Annotated in this window: 19 protein-coding genes; 8 read left to right on the top strand and 11 right to left on the bottom strand. The window is 65.0% G+C overall.

Annotated elements, in window-relative coordinates; genetic code table 11:
* The first annotated feature begins 29 nt into the window (after positions 1 to 29).
* Positions 30 to 866, top strand: coding sequence for a hypothetical protein (locus tag Q0718_RS07535; RefSeq protein WP_298915810.1), 837 nt, complete (start codon positions 30 to 32; stop codon positions 864 to 866).
* Between the two features lie 3 nt (positions 867 to 869).
* Here the strand turns inward: Q0718_RS07535 and Q0718_RS07530 are convergent, their stop codons facing one another.
* The gene (locus Q0718_RS07530) at positions 870 to 1,436 is read right to left on the bottom strand and encodes a 5-formyltetrahydrofolate cyclo-ligase (RefSeq protein ID WP_298915808.1); all 567 of its coding nucleotides are present in this window, start codon (positions 1,434 to 1,436) and stop codon (positions 870 to 872) included.
* A gap of 243 nt (positions 1,437 to 1,679) precedes the next feature.
* On the opposite strand from Q0718_RS07530, the gene Q0718_RS07525 reads away from it, so the two are divergent.
* The 4 genes from Q0718_RS07525 (at position 1,680) to Q0718_RS07510 (ending at position 4,901) form a co-directional block, all read left to right on the top strand.
* Complete coding sequence (locus Q0718_RS07525; RefSeq protein ID WP_298915805.1) at positions 1,680 to 2,804, top strand: CaiB/BaiF CoA-transferase family protein; 1,125 nt, start codon at positions 1,680 to 1,682, stop codon at positions 2,802 to 2,804.
* Positions 2,805 to 2,807: 3 nt separating this feature from the next.
* On the top strand, positions 2,808 to 3,590 hold the full coding sequence (locus tag Q0718_RS07520; RefSeq protein ID WP_298915802.1) for an enoyl-CoA hydratase/isomerase family protein: 783 nt from the start codon (positions 2,808 to 2,810) through the stop codon (positions 3,588 to 3,590).
* Positions 3,591 to 3,678: 88 nt separating this feature from the next.
* On the top strand, positions 3,679 to 4,158 hold the full coding sequence (locus Q0718_RS07515) for a hypothetical protein (protein ID WP_298915799.1): 480 nt from the start codon (positions 3,679 to 3,681) through the stop codon (positions 4,156 to 4,158).
* 80 nt (positions 4,159 to 4,238) lie between these two features.
* The gene (locus Q0718_RS07510; protein ID WP_298915795.1) at positions 4,239 to 4,901 is read left to right on the top strand and encodes a nitroreductase; all 663 of its coding nucleotides are present in this window, start codon (positions 4,239 to 4,241) and stop codon (positions 4,899 to 4,901) included.
* Between the two features lie 225 nt (positions 4,902 to 5,126).
* Here the strand turns inward: Q0718_RS07510 and rpsP are convergent, their stop codons facing one another.
* Complete coding sequence (rpsP, locus tag Q0718_RS07505; RefSeq protein ID WP_298915792.1) at positions 5,127 to 5,666, bottom strand: 30S ribosomal protein S16; 540 nt, start codon at positions 5,664 to 5,666, stop codon at positions 5,127 to 5,129.
* Positions 5,667 to 5,697: 31 nt separating this feature from the next.
* Positions 5,698 to 7,305, bottom strand: a complete 1,608-nt coding sequence (gene ffh, locus Q0718_RS07500; protein WP_298915790.1) for a signal recognition particle protein — start codon at positions 7,303 to 7,305, stop codon at positions 5,698 to 5,700.
* A gap of 230 nt (positions 7,306 to 7,535) precedes the next feature.
* Between ffh and Q0718_RS07495 the strand changes: the two genes are divergently transcribed.
* A complete protein-coding gene (locus Q0718_RS07495) occupies positions 7,536 to 9,080 on the top strand; it encodes a DUF1570 domain-containing protein (protein ID WP_298915788.1) in 1,545 nt (514 codons plus the stop codon).
* Between the two features lie 53 nt (positions 9,081 to 9,133).
* Here Q0718_RS07495 and rplT read toward each other — a convergent pair whose 3' ends face one another.
* From rplT to Q0718_RS07480, 3 genes are all read right to left on the bottom strand, one after another.
* Positions 9,134 to 9,511 carry a 50S ribosomal protein L20 gene (rplT, locus tag Q0718_RS07490; RefSeq protein WP_298915785.1) on the bottom strand — a complete coding sequence of 126 codons (378 nt, stop codon included), beginning with the start codon at positions 9,509 to 9,511 and terminating at the stop codon, positions 9,134 to 9,136.
* Between the two features lie 10 nt (positions 9,512 to 9,521).
* The gene (rpmI, locus tag Q0718_RS07485) at positions 9,522 to 9,734 is read right to left on the bottom strand and encodes a 50S ribosomal protein L35 (protein ID WP_298915782.1); all 213 of its coding nucleotides are present in this window, start codon (positions 9,732 to 9,734) and stop codon (positions 9,522 to 9,524) included.
* A 345-nt stretch (positions 9,735 to 10,079) separates the two neighbouring features.
* On the bottom strand, positions 10,080 to 10,637 hold the full coding sequence (locus Q0718_RS07480; RefSeq protein WP_298915780.1) for an HTH domain-containing protein: 558 nt from the start codon (positions 10,635 to 10,637) through the stop codon (positions 10,080 to 10,082).
* A 308-nt stretch (positions 10,638 to 10,945) separates the two neighbouring features.
* On the opposite strand from Q0718_RS07480, the gene Q0718_RS07475 reads away from it, so the two are divergent.
* Both Q0718_RS07475 and Q0718_RS07470 read left to right on the top strand, forming a co-directional pair.
* A complete protein-coding gene (locus Q0718_RS07475; RefSeq protein ID WP_298915777.1) occupies positions 10,946 to 11,818 on the top strand; it encodes an IS1 family transposase in 873 nt (290 codons plus the stop codon).
* The gene (locus Q0718_RS07470; protein ID WP_298915774.1) at positions 11,815 to 12,078 is read left to right on the top strand and encodes a hypothetical protein; all 264 of its coding nucleotides are present in this window, start codon (positions 11,815 to 11,817) and stop codon (positions 12,076 to 12,078) included. Before Q0718_RS07475 ends, Q0718_RS07470 begins: the two co-directional genes overlap by 4 nt.
* Before the next feature lie 17 nt (positions 12,079 to 12,095).
* Here Q0718_RS07470 and Q0718_RS07465 read toward each other — a convergent pair whose 3' ends face one another.
* The 5 genes from Q0718_RS07465 to Q0718_RS07445 form a co-directional block, all read right to left on the bottom strand.
* Positions 12,096 to 12,962, bottom strand: a complete 867-nt coding sequence (locus Q0718_RS07465; RefSeq protein ID WP_298915772.1) for a DJ-1/PfpI family protein — start codon at positions 12,960 to 12,962, stop codon at positions 12,096 to 12,098.
* Positions 12,963 to 12,974: 12 nt separating this feature from the next.
* Positions 12,975 to 15,083: a TonB-dependent receptor gene (locus tag Q0718_RS07460; protein WP_298915769.1), complete on the bottom strand. Its 2,109-nt coding sequence runs from the start codon at positions 15,081 to 15,083 to the stop codon at positions 12,975 to 12,977.
* 60 nt (positions 15,084 to 15,143) lie between these two features.
* Positions 15,144 to 15,527 carry a hypothetical protein gene (locus Q0718_RS07455; RefSeq protein WP_298915766.1) on the bottom strand — a complete coding sequence of 128 codons (384 nt, stop codon included), beginning with the start codon at positions 15,525 to 15,527 and terminating at the stop codon, positions 15,144 to 15,146.
* A gap of 265 nt (positions 15,528 to 15,792) precedes the next feature.
* On the bottom strand, positions 15,793 to 16,332 hold the full coding sequence (infC, locus tag Q0718_RS07450; RefSeq protein ID WP_366523847.1) for a translation initiation factor IF-3: 540 nt from the start codon (positions 16,330 to 16,332) through the stop codon (positions 15,793 to 15,795).
* A 128-nt stretch (positions 16,333 to 16,460) separates the two neighbouring features.
* Positions 16,461 to 17,615, bottom strand: coding sequence for a glycosyltransferase family 4 protein (locus Q0718_RS07445; protein ID WP_298915761.1), 1,155 nt, complete (start codon positions 17,613 to 17,615; stop codon positions 16,461 to 16,463).
* Positions 17,616 to 17,630 lie beyond the last annotated feature (15 nt).

The raw sequence follows: 17,630 nt of genomic DNA, 5'->3' as shown, positions 1-17,630 counted from the left end.
GCCCGCCACGCGCGGACTATCGCCCGACCATGTCCCGCGCACAAGCCACGCCGACCGCCCTGTTCGACGCGACCGCCCAGGCGCAGCGCGTCGCCCGGGCGCGGCGGCGCCAAGCCGCGACCGGCGAGCGCCCCTTCCTGCTGCAACGCTGTCTGGAGGACCTGTCCGAGCGGTTGCAGGACGTGAACCGGAACTTCGCCCGCGCCTGCCTGGTCGGGCCCTTCGACTGGCGGGACGCCGTCATGGATACGCTACCGCCTGGCAAGATCGGCGCGCTCGACTGGCGCGAAGACCCTGGCGGGACGGACCATGATCTGGTCATCAGCCTGCTGCACCTGCAATCGGTCAATGCGGTCGGCGGATGGATGCAGGGCGTGCGCGCCATGCTGGCCCCGGACGGCTTGTTCGTCGCCGCGCTGATCGGCGGCACCAGCCTGACGGAGTTGCGACAAGCGCTCTACGCCGTGGATACGGACGCGCTCGGTTCGCCCGCGCCGCGCATCCATCCGATGATCGAGGTGCGGGCGGCCGCGCAACTGCTCGGCCATGCCGGGCTGGCCATTCCGGTGACGGACAGCGACCGGTTCACCGTGCGCTACCGCGAACTCGCCACGCTGGCGGGCGACCTGCGCGATCTGGGGTTGACCAATGCGCTGAACGATCGGGTGCGTTCCCATGTGCCCGGATTGGCACGGACGCTCGAGGACAGGCTCAGGCCCGCGCCCGGCGAGCCCATGCCGTTGAGTTGGGAAATCGTCTGGATGACCGGCTGGGCGCCGCACGAAAGCCAGCAGAAACCGCTTGCGCCCGGCTCGGCCAAGCGCGGCCTGAACGAGGCGCTGCGCCGGATCAGGGACGAAGAATAGCGTTCAGAGCCGGGTCGTCAGCAGCCCGTTTTCGGTCAACACATGGTCGAGCGCCATATCCGTCTCTTCCAGCGGCAAGGCGTTGACCATCTGGCCGGAAAAGGCGACGCCGACGCTGCGCAGGCCGGGATTGCCCGCTTTCAGTTCCGCCAGTGTCGCATCGTAGTAGCCGCCGCCATACCCCAGCCGGTCGCCGCGCCGCGTGAACGCCAGCAACGGCACCATGACCACATCGGGCACGAGCGGATCGGCGCCGTCGCCCAGCGCGCCGACCGGATGCTGCGTGCCGAACGGCCCGGCTTCCATGGCCGCGCCCGGCGTCCAGCGCCGGAATGACAGATGCAACCGGTCGCGCGGCGTGACCGGCAGCACGATGCGGTGCGTGGCGGCGAGCTTTTCGAGCAGAGGACGCACATCCACTTCGCTGTTGATCGGCCAGTATCCGGCAATCACGGCCGACGGTTCCAGTCCCGGCCAGTGCCGCACGAAATCCTTCGGATCGGCCGACAGGGTCGCTCGCACCGCCCTTGCGCGCTCGCGTGCCTGCGCCTTGCGGGTCGCCAGGCTCATAGCGCCGTTCTGCGAAGGTCGGTCCTGCCCATGGGCAGACCATCTAGGACGGTCTTGTGGCGATGACCAGTCGATTGCAGGATTTGCGATGAATATTCGGCCATCGGGCATGGCTCGTTCGATCGATGAACGTCCCCGGCGTTCATGGCCGGGAACGAAACCGTCCAACCGTCTCCATCCGCAGCTTGATAACGCCCCGCGCCTGTCTTGCCGCTCCGCCTCCCATCCGCCACAACGCCGCGCATGAGCAAACCCCTCGACGGATACCGCGTCATCGAACTCGCCGGGATCGGACCCGGTCCCTATGCCGGGATGTTGCTGGCCGATATGGGCGCGGAAGTCGTTCTGGTGAACCGTCCCGGCTTCGCCGTGCCGACCGTGCATGACCGGGGCAAGACCTCCATCACGATCGATCTACGCCAGCCCGGCGGGGCGCAGGTGCTGCTCGACCTCGTCGCGACCTCCGATGCGCTGATCGAAGGCTTGCGCCCCGGCGTGACGGAACGGCTGGGCGTCGGACCCGACGATTGCCACGCGGTCAATCCCAAACTGGTCTATGGCCGCATGACGGGCTGGGGCCAGACGGGGCCGTGGGCCCGGTCCGCCGGTCACGACCTCAACTACATCTCCATCACCGGAGCGCTCGCCGCGATGGGGCGCAAGGGCGAACCGCCCATGCCTCCGCTCAACCTGATCGGCGATTATGGCGGCGGGTCGATGTTCCTCGTCACCGGCATGCTGGCCGCGCTGTTGCAAGCCGAACGGACGGGCCACGGCGAGGTCGTGGACGCCGCCATGATCGACGGGGTGAACTCCATGATGAGCCTGTTCCATTCCCTTGCCGGCCTGGGGCAATGGACGCCAGAGCGCGAAACCAACCTGCTGGACGGCGGCATGCCGTTCTACCGCTGTTACGAAACGTCCGACGGCCGGTTCATGGCGGTCGCCTGCTACGAGCCGCAATTCTTCGCCGAATTCCTGCGTCTGCTGGAGATCGACGCGGGAGATTTCGGCGGACAGATGGACAGGCGCGAACACGCCGCGCAGGCCGAAAGGCTCGAAGCCCTGTTCCGGACGAAGACGCGCGACGCATGGGCCGCCGTCTTCGACGGCACGGACGCCTGCACCACGCCCGTGCTGGACTATACCGAGGCGCCCGACCATCCGCAGAACCGCGCGCGCGATGGATTGGAAAAACACGGCCCCTTCGTCCACCCACGCCCCGCGCCGGTCTTCGGTGGCGACTACGAGGTTCCAGACCCCGTCCTGCCCGTCATCAATGGCGGGCGCGATGCGGTCGCCGCCCTACTCGGCTATGACGACGCCAAGACCGCCGCCCTCATCCAGTCGAACATTCTCGTGGAATAGATCATGACAGACCTCGTCACATACGAAACCCTCGGCCATGTCGCCATCATCACGCTGAACCGTCCCGGCGCGATGAACGCCATGAACCGGGAGCTGCGCGCCAGGCTGGCCGGGGCGCAAGCCAGAGCCGAAAGCGACGACACCGTGCGCGTGGTCGTGCTGACCGGATCGGGCCGGGCGTTCTCCTCCGGCACGGACCTGAAGGAAGGGCTGGGCGGCACGCCGGAGCACGGCCTGTTCGACAATTCGATCCGGGACTACAAGCCGTTGGTGGACGGGGTCGCCAAGTCCGAGAAGATCTACATCGCCGCCATCAACGGCTTTGCCGGCGGCGTGGCGCTGGGCCTCGCGCTCGGGTCCGACCTCGCCGTGATGGCGGACGACGCGACCGTGTTCTCGCCCTTCATCGGCATCGGCCTGGTTCCGGACGGCGGCGCGAGCTGGTTCTACCTGCATCACCTGGGCTACAAGCGCGCCTTTGCCGCCATGGCCGAAGGCACGCGGCTGAGTGCTGCGACCTGTCTCGACATGGGCATGGTCAACAAGGTCGTCCCGGCCGCCGACCTGCGTGACGAAACGCTGGAATGGGCGCAATCCCTGGCCGAGAAAGCGCCGCTCGCCCTGCGGGCGCTCAAGAAGATCCTGCGCGAGGCGACGCATTCGACACAGGAACAGACGGCGCGGGTGGAAAGCGAATACCAGATGCAGATGGCCAATAGCGCGGACTCGCTCGAAGGCATTACGGCGTTCGTGGAAAAGCGGAAACCGGCGTTCAAGGGCCGGTGATGTTGCGACCGATAGCCCATCTGGGACATGGGACGGCGCCCCGATATGTGTAGCTAGGGCCGCACACATCATCCTTTGGGGAACAACCGTGAAAAAACTCATCGCTCTGACCGCCTTGCTGGCGGCGACCACCGCCATATCCGCCGAAGCGCAAGTTGCATCCAACGTCGCAGGCAACTGCGCGATCTCACTCGACGTGATTGCGGACATCATCGATGCCGATCCACGCTTCGACGGCGCACTGGAGAAGAACGCAATACGCGATTTCCGTACCTTCTCGGCCGCGCAGCAGGCCATCGTCGATGCCGGTATGGCGCAATCCTACAAGGACTCCGAAGCGTTTGGCTGGGACAAGGCGAAAGTGGACGAAATGGTCGCGGCCAACAACAAGGCCATACGCGAGGGCATGGTGACCTCGACCATGGAAGAGGGACGGCTCTATATGGACCATGTCATGAAGGTCAATAATTGCGCCGAAGCCAACAAGACGGACGCCGGTTTCGGCATGAGCCGCGACGGCTTCGTCGAGACGCTGACCGCCGTCTACGAAAAACTCCAGGCGAGCTAGCCAACACATTTCCGATACATTGCCGTAACGGAGCGCACGGGCCTTGGCGTTGCACGATCGTGCGGGCTAAGGCCCGGTCCATGTCCGCTCTGCCGCAAATCCTCGAAAACCGTTATTCCGTTCGGGGGTTCAAGCCCGATCCCGTGCCGCAGGAGCTGTTGGAAACGATCTTCACGCAGAGCCTGAGAGCCGCATCCAACTGCAACACCCAACCCTGGCATACCTATGTCGTGTCCGGCGAGATGCGCGACCGGGTCAGCAACGCCATGCTGGCCGAGGTGATGAGCGGCAAGGGTCCGTCGCCGGAGTTCGACTGGAATGTGCGCTACCAAGGCGAGCACAAGGACCGGCAGTGGGGCTCCGCCATGGCGCTCTACGGCGCGATGGATATCGCCCGCGAGGACAAGCCCGCCCGGATGCAGGCCATGGGCCGCAACTGGCAGTTCTTCGGCGCGCCGCACGGGGCCTTCTTCACCATGGAAAAATATCTCGGCATCATGGGCGCCGTCGACATGGGCATCTACGCCCAGACGCTGAGCCTGCTGTTGGAGGAGAACGGGATACAGAGCTGCATGCAGGGCGCGCTGGGGCAGTTCCCGGGGCCGGTGAAAGAACTGCTCGGCATTCCGGACGATTACGGCATCCTGTTCGGGATGAGCTTCGGCTATGCAGACGACCATCCGGCGAATGATTGCCGGACGGATCGGGTGGGGTTGGCCGAGGGCGTGAGCTTTTTTAGCTGAGGGGCGCTTCGCGCGCTTTGATTGTTCGTCTCCCCCTCCACCAGGCCTACGGCGCGGTCCCCCTCCCCCTGTCCGGGGGAGGAACTTTGATAGAAAGCGTTATCTCTTTGTCCCTCCCCCGGACAGGGGGAGGTGCCGAGTGAAACGAGGCGGAGGGGGAGACCGAACAAAAAAGACCGCCCACCGGGCGGCCTTTTAATCAGCTCTATAATTGAAAAGAGAGGCCTACTCTTCTTCGCTCTTGGCGTCCGCAGCGGGGACCTCGGCAGCAGACGCTTCGTCCGCAGGCGCTGCCTCTTCCGCAGGCGCGTTCTTGGCCTCTTCCGCCGCCGCCTTCGCCGCGGCCGCTTCTTCCTTGGCCGCTTCAGCCGCGGCCTTCTTGGCCTCGGCCGCCGCTTCCTTGGCTTCCTTCTCGGCTTCGGCGCGGGCTTCGGCCTTGTCCTTCTTCTCTTCGATGCGCTCTAGCGCCTTGGCGCCGGGCTTGCCCTTTTCCGGATTGTTGCCGTGTTTCCAGTCCCACAGGCCGGCGGCGCCGAGGAAGCGCGCGACGCGTTCGGTCGGGCGGGCGCCCTTGCCGAGCCATTCCTTGATCTCGTCGACCTGCAGCTGGACGCGGTTCTCGTCGTCCTTGGGCAGCATCGGATTGTAGCGGCCCACGATCTGGATAAAGCGGCCGTCGCGCGGGGAGCGCGAGTCGGCGACGACGATGCGGTAATAGGGACGCTTTTTCGCGCCGTGACGCGCGAGGCGGAGTTTCAGAGCCATGATGTTTCCTTAAGGTGAGTTCTGAGTTTGGTTATTTCTTGAATTTCGGACCGCCGCCCAAGCCGGGCAGGCCGCCACCGAGACCGGGAAGCTTCGCGCCCCCCAGTCCGGGCAATTTGCCGAGACCGGGCAGGCCCGATCCCATCTGTTTCTTGAGCTCTTCGAGCTGCGCCGGGTCCATGTCGGCGGGATTGGGCATGCCGCCCTTTCCGCCACCGAGACCCTTCATCATGCCCTTCGGCATGCCGGGCATCCCGGCCATCTGCGCGGCCATTCCGGCCATGCCGCCCCCTCGACCTTTCTGGCCCATCTTCTTCATCATGTCCGACATCTGACGGTGCATCTTGAGCAGCTTGTTGACGTCCGAGACGTCCACGCCGGAGCCGGCGGCGATGCGTTTCTTGCGCGACGCCTTGATCAGCTTGGGGTTCTTCTTTTCCCACGGTGTCATGGACAGGATGACGGCGCGCTGGCGGGCGAGCAGCTTGTCGTCCACGCCGCCGGACGCCTCGATCTGCTTCTTCATCTTGCCCATGCCGGGCATGAGTTTCATGATTCCGCCCATCCCGCCGAGCTTGGACATCTGGCCCAGCTGATTGGCGAGATCGTCGAGATCGAACTCGCCCTTGGCCATCTTCTCGGCGGCCAGGGCCGCCTGCTTTTCGTCGATCAGTTGGCTCGCCTTCTCGACCAGCGCGACCACGTCGCCTTGGCCCAGAATGCGTCCGGCCAGCCGTTCGGCGTCGAAGGCTTCCAGCCCGTCGAGCTTCTCGCCCGTACCCAGGAACTTGATCGGCAGGCCCGTGACGGCCTTCATCGACAGGGCCGCGCCGCCGCGCCCGTCGCCGTCGATCCGCGTCAGCACCAGGCCGGTCAGCGGCAGCGCCTCGTCGAAGCGCCGCGCCGTCTCGACCGCATCCTGACCCGTGAGAGCGTCGGCAACCAGAAGCGTCTCGGTCGGCTGCGCGATGCGGGCGATCTCGATGACGTCGGCCATCAACTCTTCATTGATCGTGGTCCGGCCCGCCGTGTCGAGGAACAGCACGTCATAGCCGCCCTTGGCCGCTTCCTTCAGCGCCCGCTTTGTGATCTCGGTCGCGCTCTGGCCCTTGACGATGGGCAGGAAGCCCGTGCCCGATTTTTCCGCCAGCATGCCGAGCTGATCCATTGCCGCAGGACGGTTCGTATCGAGCGAGGCCAGCATGACCTTCTTCTTGCGCTTTTCGCGCAGGAACAGAGCCAGCTTGCCCGTCGTCGTGGTCTTGCCCGAGCCCTGCAGGCCCGCCATGAGGATGACGACCGGCGGCTTGGCGGACAGGTTCAACTCGGAGGCCGCACGGACGTCCGCCATGTCGGCATCGTCGTCGGACAGCGTTCCGCCGAGCGTCTGGATCAGCGCATCGTTGACGATCTTGACGACCTGCTGGCCCGGCTTGACGGCCTTGATGACGCGTTCGCCGACGGCTTCTTCGCGTACCTTGGCGACGAATTGCTTGACCACCGGCAGGGCGACATCGGCTTCGAGCAGCGCCTTGCGGATTTCGCGCATGGCGGCATCCACGTCGCGCTCGGTCAGCGCGCCGCGGCCCGTCAGCGTGTCGAAAACGCCGCCTAATCGATCTCCAAGAGCCTCGAACAAATGCTCACCTCATGTCGGCACAACGCAAAGAGCCGCGGCGAACGAATACTCGTCGACCACGGGACCCCGTCTGCATCGTGCACAGCGCGGAGCGCAGAATTGAAACTGCGCTGATTGGCGGCGCCCCTAAGGCAAGACGGACCATTCTGTCAACCGCCGGACATCACCGGGCCGACCGTCATGCAGCCGTCATTTGCGGCACGTCCGGGCGAGTGTTATCCAGTCGCTTCATGCTTCGCCTCCTCTTCCCGATCGCGATCCTTTCGAGCATGCTGGCCGCCATGTTCGCCGGACCGGCCGCCGCGCAGGGCGTGTCCGCCCGGTCGGACCATTTCGTCCTGATGTCGGACGCCCCCGTCGACGCGCGAAGCCTGCTGACAGACCTGGAGGATTTCCGTCTCGCAGTGATGGCCGATCTTGGCCTCGATCCGGGACCCGATCCCGTTCCGCTGCGCCTGAACATCATCGACGACACGCAGGTTTTCGACGCCGTGACGCCTGGCGGGATCACGGCGGCGATCTACCGCCAAAGCGCGGCCGGGCACGACATCGTCGTGGGCTATGACCCGACACCCGGTCATTTCCTATCGCGCGCGCTGGAACCGGGCTGGCTGCGCCTCGTCCTGCGCCACGAGGTCGTCCACCACATTCTGGAAACGCGCTATGCGCGCAAGCTGCCGATCTGGCTCGGCGAAGGGCTGGCGGAATATTATTCGACCTATGAGCGCGGCGCGGACGGTCGCGTCACCTTCGGCCGCGCCTTGCCGGAGCAGGATCCGCTATCGGAAACGCAGCACTGGCTGCCCATGCGCACCGTGATCGAGAACCTGGCGAGCTATCCCGATTTCCGTCTGGTGTCCGGGCCTGACGACCCGCCCTTCCGGGCGCAGCGCCTTTATTACGGGCAGAGCTGGGCGCTGGCCCATTTCGTCATGGACCAACCGGACGGGCTGGCCAGCATTCACCGTTTCGTGGACGAGTGGTCGCCCGCCAACGACAGCGAAGCGAGTTTCGAAGCCGCCTTCGGTTTGGGCTACGATCCGCTGGAAGCGCGCATCCGGCGCGACATCGTCCGGGACGGCGGCCATCTGCGCCTGGCTCCCGCTGTCCGGCGCGCCGGTGCAGCCGTTTCCGTCTCGCCTGCCGCCCGTCTCGACCGGCTCGAAAACCATCTGCGCCTGCTGCTGGCCCATGGCCGGACGAGCGCGGCCACGCAGGCGAAGATCGATGCGGTGCGGGACCGGCTGGGCCCGACGGAAAGCACGGCCGCGCTCGACCTGGCGCGAAGTCAGCGGTCCTGGCGCTTGCAGGATTGGGACGGCGCGGACGCGGCCGTCACCCGTGTGCTGGCGCGCAACCCCGGCGATGCGACCGCGCTGAAACTCAGGACCAAGATCGCCTATGGCCGCGTGGCGGGACGACAGTCGGAGCAGGAATTGTGGGACGCGGCGGAAAGCGCGGCGATCCGCGCCTTGGAAGCCCGACCCGACGATCCGGAGCTGCACCTGTTCCGAGTCGCGGTCAGCCTGCCGACGACGGAGCGCCTGTCGCCCGGTGCGCGGGCCTCGCTCGATTGGTTGCAGGCGCGCGACATCCATTTGCGCCTGCCTCACCTGTCTCTGATGATGATCCCGGCGCTGATCTACGAAGACCGGTTCGACCATGCCGACGCCGTGCTGGACAGCGCCGCGCGCTGGACGGAGCGTGCGGAGGATCAGTGGGTGATCGACCGGCTGCGGCGCAATGTCGGATCGGAGCGACCGGCGTCCGAATAAAGAAAAAGGCCCGCCGGAGCGGACCTCATCCAAATCACCGCTGAAAGGTCGCCTTAGGCGTCGACCGTGTGCGGCTGGCTATGGTTCTTCTTGGCGGTGTCGATCAGCGCCTTGAAGCTGTCCGGCTCGTGCATGGCCATGTCGGCCAACACTTTACGATCGAGATCGATGCCGGCCTTCTTCAGACCGTCCATGAAGCGGCCGTATGTCAGGCCCTCGGCGCGGGTGGCGGCGTTGATGCGCTGGATCCACAGGGCGCGGAACTGGCGCTTCTTCAGCTTGCGGCCGATATAGGCGTACTGACCGGCCTTCTCGACGGCCTGGTTGGCGATGCGGAAGGTGTTCTTGCGACGGCCGCGATAGCCTTTGGCCTGGGCGAGAACCTTCTTGTGGCGGGCGGACTTGGTGACGCCGCGTTTGACTCGTGACATGGACCCGCTCCTACTTCTTCTTCCGGCCGTAAGGCAGGAACTTCTTCTTGATGACCTTGGCGTCGCATGGCTCGACGACCGTGGTGCCGCGCAGGCGGCGGATCTGGTCGTTGGAGCGCTTGATCATGCCGTGGCGCTTGCCGGCCTGGCCCGCGAGGACCTTGCCTGACTTGGTGATCTTGAAGCGTTTCTTCGCTCCAGACTTCGTCTTCATCTTGGGCATTGTTTTCTCCTGATGTGAGTGTCACGGCGGCCGGGCAAATGCCACTTTGGCCCGGATGCGCCGTTGGCCCGTCCCGGTCTCCCGGAAAAGGCAAGCGCGCCCTATACACGAGCGCGCCCGCGTTTCAAGCGTGTGCGGCAGGCGGTAGTGGGTCAGTTTGAAATCTAGCTCTAGCGGATGGGGCGGCCAGTCCGTATGTTGTAGGTATGACAGACCGCCGCCGAAGACCAAAAGACACAAATGCGCTAGCTAAGCTGATCGTGGACATTGCGACCGGCGAAGAAGAGGATGCGCCGACTGGCGAGAAGAATCCTCGACTTCAAGAAGCGGGGCGCAAGGGCGGCCTTAAAGGAGGTCCGACCCGGGCATCACAGCTTTCTGCATCGGAACGACGTTCTCTTGCGGAGAAGGCTGCGAAGGCTCGTTGGTCGAAGACATAGGAGACTCTGAATCTGCGCTGTCGTCGCTTGATGCCTTCTTCCCGAAAGTCCGGCCTGGGTACCACTCCTTTAGTCCCCAATAGCCTCGCTCGGGCGACACGATATCGCCATGCTTGTGCATTCGGCGGTTAAGCACCGACCCAACCGTATTGGTCACATTGGCGCTCGTGAACTCCATGCCGCCAGCTTCTAGCTGCTCCACGATCTCCGATGTCTTCATCTTACGGCGTGCCGCATTGAGTATGATGTCGGCTCCTTCGACAATACTCATGCCGAGAAATTGCCCTTCCTTGGGATGAGCCTGCATCGTTGCGGAAGTAGCCGCCGCGCCGGGTTTAGCGGCTCCCAAAGTTGTTGGAATATCGCCACCCGACAGCGCTTGAAGGCTTGAAATCGTGGCGTTCAGCGCGTCACGCTTTTTTATCAGATCGGCGATGACCGCCGCGTAGTGCTCATTTCCCATTGCTTCTTCCTAGCGTTTTCGATAGAAGAAAAGTCGTTCGGAAGCGCTAACGCGCCCCCGAACGCAATATGTGGTTAGGCATGATTTCCCTCGCTCGCTCATCGTTGCGAGGGGCTTAATCTCTCCTAGTCTGCATAATATAACCTCCATTACGACTGGATGTTTCAGGGACCGGGTTGCACCCCGGTCCCTTTTCTTTACGCGAATCCCATTCCGACACAAGCGCTGAATCACTCACCCCGCATTTTTCTGTGTGAAACTCAAACAATGCGCTTGAAACTGACCGCTCGCTCTGGCATACGATGCCCATGAACAAGCTGGCAACATCTGAACGAGCGCAAATTCTTAATATGTTGTGCGAAGGCATGGCGATTCGCGCCGTTGCCCGCGTTACGGGCAAGTCAAAGAACACGATCACAAAGCTGCTGGTAAACGCTGGCAAGGTCTGTAGTTCTTACCAAGACACGGCACTCCGCGACCTGCAAACTAAACGGGTCGAAGTCGATGAGATTTGGTCGTTTGTTTACGCCAAGAATAAGAATGTAGCGACTGCTACCTCCGCGCCAGAAGGTGCTGGCGACGTGTGGACGTGGACAGCCATCGACGCCGATAGCAAGCTAGTAATGTCGTGGCTAGTTGGCGGCCGTGACAGCGAGTACGCGCTAGCCTTCATGGATAACCTCAAGGGCCGTCTGGCGAACCGCGTCCAACTCACGTCGGATGGGCACAAGGCTTACCTGGAGGCCGTCGAGGAAGCGTTCGGCGCGGATGTTGACTACGCCCAGCTGATAAAGATGTATGGCAATGCGCCGGGCGAGGCGAAGGGTCGCTACAGCCCTGCGGAATGCACCGGGATCAAGAAGCGTCGCGTCGAAGGCGATCCCGATATTGAGAAGGTCAGCACTTCCTACGTTGAGCGTCAGAACCTGACCATGCGGATGCACATGCGCCGTTTCACGCGCCTGACAAACGCCTTCTCGAAAAAGGTCGCCAACCACGAAGCGTCAATCGCGCTTCACTTCATGTATTACAACTTCGTCAAAATCCATAAGACGCTAAAATGCACACCCGCTATGGCGGCTGGTGTCACGCTGAACCTTTGGAACATGGAAGACGTGGTAAAGCTGATCGAGGCGGAAGAAGACAAAGCGCCTAAGAAACGCGGCTCCTACAAAAAATGACTAAATCAGGCTATCAGCGGATCAAGGTTGAAGTTTATGACTCCGGCCGTGTCTCAGGTAAACACGGAACGCAGCACGTTCGACCTGCCCCGAATCAACCATTTCCGCAAAGTCTCGACATTGAATGCAACTCGGCGATTGCTGACGAAAATCCTGTTGGCACTCAGTTTTGGATGGATGTAAAACTGAAGTATCGCGAAGGCCAAGGCGAACACCTCTACTCCTATTGGAACTGGAAGCCTGAGAAGATTTCAAACTGACCCACCACCCGGTAGGCCTATCTCGACCGCGCCGTCTCGCGCACCGAATGCAGGAAGCTCGCGAACATGCCCTGCATCGGCTCGGTCACGGCGGGTCCGGCCGCTTCGGGCGTGCCGGAATCAAAGGGCGGAGCGGGGGCGTATTCGGCCTGTAGCTGCACCACCTTGGCATAGCCCTCCCCGCGCAGGCGCGCCAGGATGCTCAGCCCGAAATCGATCCCGGCCGTGACGCCGCCGCCCGTGATCAGATCGCCGTCCTCGACCACGCGCGCATTGACGGCGGTCGCCCCGAATTCCGGCAGGAGGTGCCGCGCCGCCCAGTGGCAGGTCGCGCGTTTGCCGTCCAGCAGCCCCGCCTGGCCCAGGATCAGCGATCCCGTGCAGACGGCCGTGACCAGCTTCGCCTTGGGCGCGCGGTCCTTCAGGAACTCCATCGTCGCCGGGTCGCGCATGGCCGCGACCGTGCCCGACGTGCCGCCCGGCACGAACAATATGTCGAGCTCTTCCGGGCAGTCGTCGAAATGCACGTCAGGCACGAGGGCGACCTTGGTATCCGACACGATCGGGGCCAGCGCCTTGTCCGCGCTGACGACCTGCACGCTCGCCCCCATCATGGAGGCGAACATGTATTGCGGCCCGATCAGGTCCAGCACCGTCATGCCGGGATAGGCCAGCATGGCGATCTTTTCGTTTCCATGCATGTGGAGGTCGGGGAGGTCCATCAACTCTTCATGCGCGTCGAAGGCGATCCGTTCCGCCTCCTCCGGCGTTTCGCCGAAACGGTAAGGGATTTCCCTGGAATCTTGGGCGCGCACGGCACCGGCAAGAGCCAGGAAGGGCGCGGCGGCGAGGAGGCTGCGGCGGGAGGGAATGAAATCTTTCATGATAGGGATCCTTTAGAAACGGGTGGAGAGGGAGGCGCGAAGGCCGATCGGCGCGGCGGGGGCGACGACGTCCTGGTTGAGATATTGGTAGGGCACGACATAGTCGGCATCGAACAGGTTGGTGACGGACAGGCTCAATCGCGTGTCGCGCCAGTTGTAGGAGGCCTGGATATCGACCACGGCGTAGCTGTCGGTGACAGAGACGGCCGCATCGTTGGTCGGCGCGCCGTCCGCGAAGCGTAGTCCCGCGCCCAGCCCCAACCCGTTGTCCCAGCGGTAGCGCGCCGCGACGCGGCCGCTCCAGTCCGGGATGCGGGCCAGCGGATTGCCGACGACGGATCGCCCATCCTCGAAGCTGTCCTGCGTCGTTTGCGCATCCGTATAGGCCAGCGCGCCCAGCACGGAGAGCCGGGGCGACGGCTCCCAGAGCAGGTCGGCCTCCACGCCCCGGCTGCGCTGCGCCCCGCCCTGGACGGAGGCGAACGGGTCGATGAAGGACGTCACCGGAATGTCGCGGCGGGTCGTCTCGAACGCCGCCAGCGTGCCGGACAGGCCGATCCCGGCCATGTCGAACTTCACCCCGCCATCGACCGTCTCGGAGGTCTCCGGCACGGGCGGCTGGCCCCGGTCGCCGTTGAAGAAAAGGGCCAGGCGGGAGCCTTCCGCCCAGCCGCCGAAGAGCGACAAGCCGTCCGTAATACGAACGCTCAGTCCCAGGCGCGGATCGAGTTCCGTGTAGGTCTCGTCGGTCCCCGTCGCGCCCGCCACGGTCTCTCGCAGGCGGTATTCCGACAGCCGCGCGGACGCGACCACCGTCCATCGCCCGACCGCGAGTTCGTTGCGCACATAGGCTGCGAGCGTCTCGTAGTCGTTGAACTGCTCGCTATTGACCGCGGGAACGGCCCCGAACGAAAGGCCAGCATTGACGACCGTATAGTCCAGCGTGCCGATGGGCGCGAAGTCGAACCCGCTGCCGACCCCGTAATCGACCCGGTCATAGGTCGCCCCGGCCAGCAGCGTGTTGTCCGCCCGGCCGAACCGGGCCGTCCAGAGCAGGCTCGCATCCAGCGTGGCTTCGTCCAGAGCCGTCGGAAGCTGCCCCCGGATGATGTCGGCCCGCGTGCCGTCCAGCGGGAAGAAACGGAAGAACGGAAAGGAGGCGAACTCGTCGAACGCCATGTCGTAATAGCGCCCCCTCACCTGTCCGAACAGGCCGCCGCCGAAATCGTGGGTCAGCTCCGCCGTGACCATCTTTGTCTCGATCACCGTGTCGGGCGCGTCCGCCGCGCCGCCGAATTGCCGCGCGTCCACGCCGGGCCGGCCGACGACCGCGCTGGGGAGGCCGGGATATTCGAGCTGTTCGACGCGCGAATACTGCCCCCGGACCAGCAACTCCGTTTCGGGCGAAAAGCCGATGGCGAAGGAGGGGTAGAGCGCGAGGCGGTCCGCATCGACGGCGTCGATATGGCTGTCCTGCGTGGACCATTCCCCGGCCAGGCGGAAACCGGCGCGGCCGTCCTGGACGTCGACATTGCCGTCGAAATTGACGGCCCGTTCGCCGAAACTGCCGATCCGCGCGCCGAGCACCGCGAAATCGTCCGCCACGGGCCGCTTGGAGACGAGGTTGATCAGCCCGCCGACCGGCGCGCCGGTGCCGCCGCCGAACAGAACCGAGGTCGGGCCCTTGGCGATTTCGATGCGCTCCACCCCGATCAGCGAGGACGGATCCAGCGTGGCCGTGTCGCCATAGCCGATCAGCCCGTCGACGAAGATCTCGGCTTCGAAGCCGCGCAGGATCGGGTTGGCGAGCACCGCCTCCATCGGGTCCTGCGGCACGGCGCCGGAGACGTTGACCAGCGCGTCCGACAGCGTCGTCAGCTCCTGTTCGTCCAGCAGGGTGCGCGTCAGCACCTGGATGGATTGCGGCACGTCGATGAGCGGGGTCGGCGTGCGGGTCAGGCTGGCCTGGCTGGCATCGTAGAGAGACAGCCGCTCGCCGGTCACGACGATTTCGTCGGCTTGCCAGGTCGGTGGTTGGGAGGATTGCGCGTGTGCGGCGCTGGAGAGCGCGCAGAGAGACGCGCCGAGCGCGCAGGCGCGGCGGAAAGAAAGATGGGTCACGATGGAAGAGGTCCGTTGATCGGGAAGTGGCGCGGACGCGCCGGATGGGTTCTGGGTCGATCAGACGGTCGTGGGCGGGGCGCGGGACCCGAGCGGCGGACCGCGCGCGAACGGCCGCAGGGCCGTGGCGGACAGGACCGTCGCCGCCGTCGCGCGACGTGACGGCACGACTGGACCGGCGAGCGCCCCGGCAATAGCGACGAAAGACGGCAGGCAGTCCTCGCAATCGGGAGGCCTGTCCAAATCGTCCGGCCCGTCCGTCGCAGCGCGCAGGAGAACTTCCAATTCGCCCAATGCCGCGCGGGCCTCGGCCGTGACCGGCTGTCCGGACGGATTGCAGATCAAGGAGGCGCCCGGCGCGGCGACCGCGAAGGACGACGGCACCGCCAGGGCGATGGCCAGGATCAGGCGCAGAAGCAAGCGGTATGGTGGCAGGCGCAACACGACGCGGCGGGCTTTAGACGGGATGGCGACGCCTGTCAGCGATAATTAAAGGCTATCGGTGAGTTCCTCCCCCGCAAGAGGGAGGGGGACCGCAGCCGCTAGGCTGTGGTGGAGGGGGACAAGATTGAAGGAGGCGGCGCTAGCCGTCGATGTTTGGGGGCTCGCGGAGCGAATGTGGAGTGAAAGCGCCCCTTGGGCGCTCGCCCTTCGGGTGTAGCGAAAATACCACTACAGCCCCTCGCTGCGCTCGGAGCGGGTATTTCCGCTAGCGGGGCGCCATCACCATCACCATCAACCGGCCCTCGGTCTTCGGCGCGAATTCGACCTTGGCGACTTCGTCGAAGTCTTCCTTGACGCGGTTGAGCAGGTCGGTGCCGCGGTCCATGTGGGCCATCTCGCGGCCGCGGAAGCGGACCGTGACCTTGACCTTGTCGCCGCGTTCGAAGAATTCGTTCATCTTCTTCGTCTTGACCTCGTAGTCGTGCGTGTCGATGTTCGGCCGCATCTTGATTTCCTTGAGCGCGCTGGTGCGCTGGCTCTTGCGGTTGGCGGCCTTCTTCTTCTGCGCCTCGAAGCGCATCTTGCCGTAGTCGAGCACCTTGCAGACGGGCTGGTCGCCCGGCGCGACCTCGACGAGGTCCAGACCGGCATTCTGCGCGGCGGCGAGGGCTTCGGCGATGGGGACGATACCGCGCTTCTCGCCGTCTTCGGTGATCAGCAGGACGGATTCGGATGTGATTTCACGGTTGGTGCGCGGGCCCTTCGGCTTCTTGGCCGGTTGGGCGGCATGGGGACGTCTGGCGATGGGGGTGCTCTCCTGAGGTAACGATCGCGGGATCAATGATGTTCACGGCGCCGGAACGCCGTCAATGAGGGGATATGGCGGGCGGACCGGCTTTTTTCAAGCGCATTCGGAGCCGAATCGTTCCGGTTTCACGCCGTTTCCGCGCTTTCGCGCCCCGCCGGCCTTTCCGGCAGCACCTCCGCATAGACATCCAGCGTCGCCTGCTGCAGCGCCGCCTTGGAAAACCGCGCCCCGATCCGCGCCCGCGCATAGGCTGCGTCGTGATCGTCCGGCGCGGACGTCAGCGCGCGTGCCAGCGCCTGCGGGTCGCCCGGCGCGGCCAGCGTGCCCGTCACCCCGTCTTCGACCACATCGACCGCCCCGCCATGGCCGGACGCCACGACCCAGCGGCCCATGGCCTGCGCTTCGGCCGCCGTGCGACCGAAGGCTTCCGGATCGGTGGACGGCGTCAGCACCCGGTCCGCCGCCAGCATTGCGGCCGGCATGTCCGCCTCGTGCCCCGGCAGGCGCAGCCGCCCGGCCACGCCCAGCTCTTCGGCCAGCGCGCGCAGTTCCGCCACATAGGCGTCGCGCCCCTGCGGATCGCCCGCGCACACCAGCACCGTATCGTCGGGCAGCTGGGCGAGCGCGCGGATCGCGACGGTCTGCCCTTTCCAGCGGGTCAGGCGCGCGGGCAGCAGCACGACGCGGTCGGATTCGTTGACGGACCACTTCTTCCAGACCGCTTCGATGCGGCGCGGCGGCACGGCGTCGGGATCGAACATCGCCATGTCCACGCCGCGCGGGATGATGCGGATGCGGGCTTCCGGCGTGCCGTGCGTGTCCATGATGTGCCGCGCGGTGAAGGTCGAATTGGCGATCACCAGGTCGCCGCGCGCCATGACCGAATTGTAGCGCCGCTTGCCGGCGAAGCCCTCATTGTAGATGCCGTGATAGGTGGTCACGAACGGCACGCCTTCGGCCAGCGCCGCGCGCCAGGCCGCCCAGGCGGGCGCGCGCGAGCGCGCATGGACGATGTCGATCCCGTTCAGCACGATCAGCTTGCGGATCGCCGCCACCCGCCACGGGAAGGACAGCAACCGCTTGGATCCGACATTGGCGGTGAAATGCGTCGCCCCGGTCTTGGCCAGGCGCGACACGAGCCGCCCGCCGCCGCTGGCGACGAACGCGCCGTGCCCGGCCCGGCCCAGCGCGTCCGCGACTTCGATCGTGGTCCGTTCGACGCCGCCCGCCTCTAGCGCTGGCAGAACCTGCAGGACATTGTATGGACGAACATCAGACACGAGGCGGGCCGTAGC

This window comes from uncultured Algimonas sp., assembly GCF_947498175.1.
In the GTDB taxonomy this organism is placed as follows: Bacteria; Pseudomonadota; Alphaproteobacteria; order Caulobacterales; family Maricaulaceae; genus Litorimonas.
The sequence above is the reverse complement of the archived record's forward strand: the minus strand, read 5'-3'. Positions and strand labels throughout refer to the sequence as shown.

Coding starts and splice junctions, on each gene's coding strand:
- Q0718_RS07535 (WP_298915810.1), top strand. CDS start 30: ATGTCCCGCGCACAAGCCACGCCGACCGCCCTGTTCGACGCGACCGCC.
- Q0718_RS07530 (WP_298915808.1), bottom strand. CDS start 1,436: ATGAGCCTGGCGACCCGCAAGGCGCAGGCACGCGAGCGCGCAAGGGCG.
- Q0718_RS07525 (WP_298915805.1), top strand. CDS start 1,680: ATGAGCAAACCCCTCGACGGATACCGCGTCATCGAACTCGCCGGGATC.
- Q0718_RS07520 (WP_298915802.1), top strand. CDS start 2,808: ATGACAGACCTCGTCACATACGAAACCCTCGGCCATGTCGCCATCATC.
- Q0718_RS07510 (WP_298915795.1), top strand. CDS start 4,239: ATGTCCGCTCTGCCGCAAATCCTCGAAAACCGTTATTCCGTTCGGGGG.
- rpsP (WP_298915792.1), bottom strand. CDS start 5,666: ATGGCTCTGAAACTCCGCCTCGCGCGTCACGGCGCGAAAAAGCGTCCC.
- Q0718_RS07495 (WP_298915788.1), top strand. CDS start 7,536: ATGCTTCGCCTCCTCTTCCCGATCGCGATCCTTTCGAGCATGCTGGCC.
- rplT (WP_298915785.1), bottom strand. CDS start 9,511: ATGTCACGAGTCAAACGCGGCGTCACCAAGTCCGCCCGCCACAAGAAG.
- rpmI (WP_298915782.1), bottom strand. CDS start 9,734: ATGCCCAAGATGAAGACGAAGTCTGGAGCGAAGAAACGCTTCAAGATC.
- Q0718_RS07480 (WP_298915780.1), bottom strand. CDS start 10,637: ATGGGAAATGAGCACTACGCGGCGGTCATCGCCGATCTGATAAAAAAG.
- Q0718_RS07475 (WP_298915777.1), top strand. CDS start 10,946: ATGAACAAGCTGGCAACATCTGAACGAGCGCAAATTCTTAATATGTTG.
- Q0718_RS07470 (WP_298915774.1), top strand. CDS start 11,815: ATGACTAAATCAGGCTATCAGCGGATCAAGGTTGAAGTTTATGACTCC.
- Q0718_RS07465 (WP_298915772.1), bottom strand. CDS start 12,962: ATGAAAGATTTCATTCCCTCCCGCCGCAGCCTCCTCGCCGCCGCGCCC.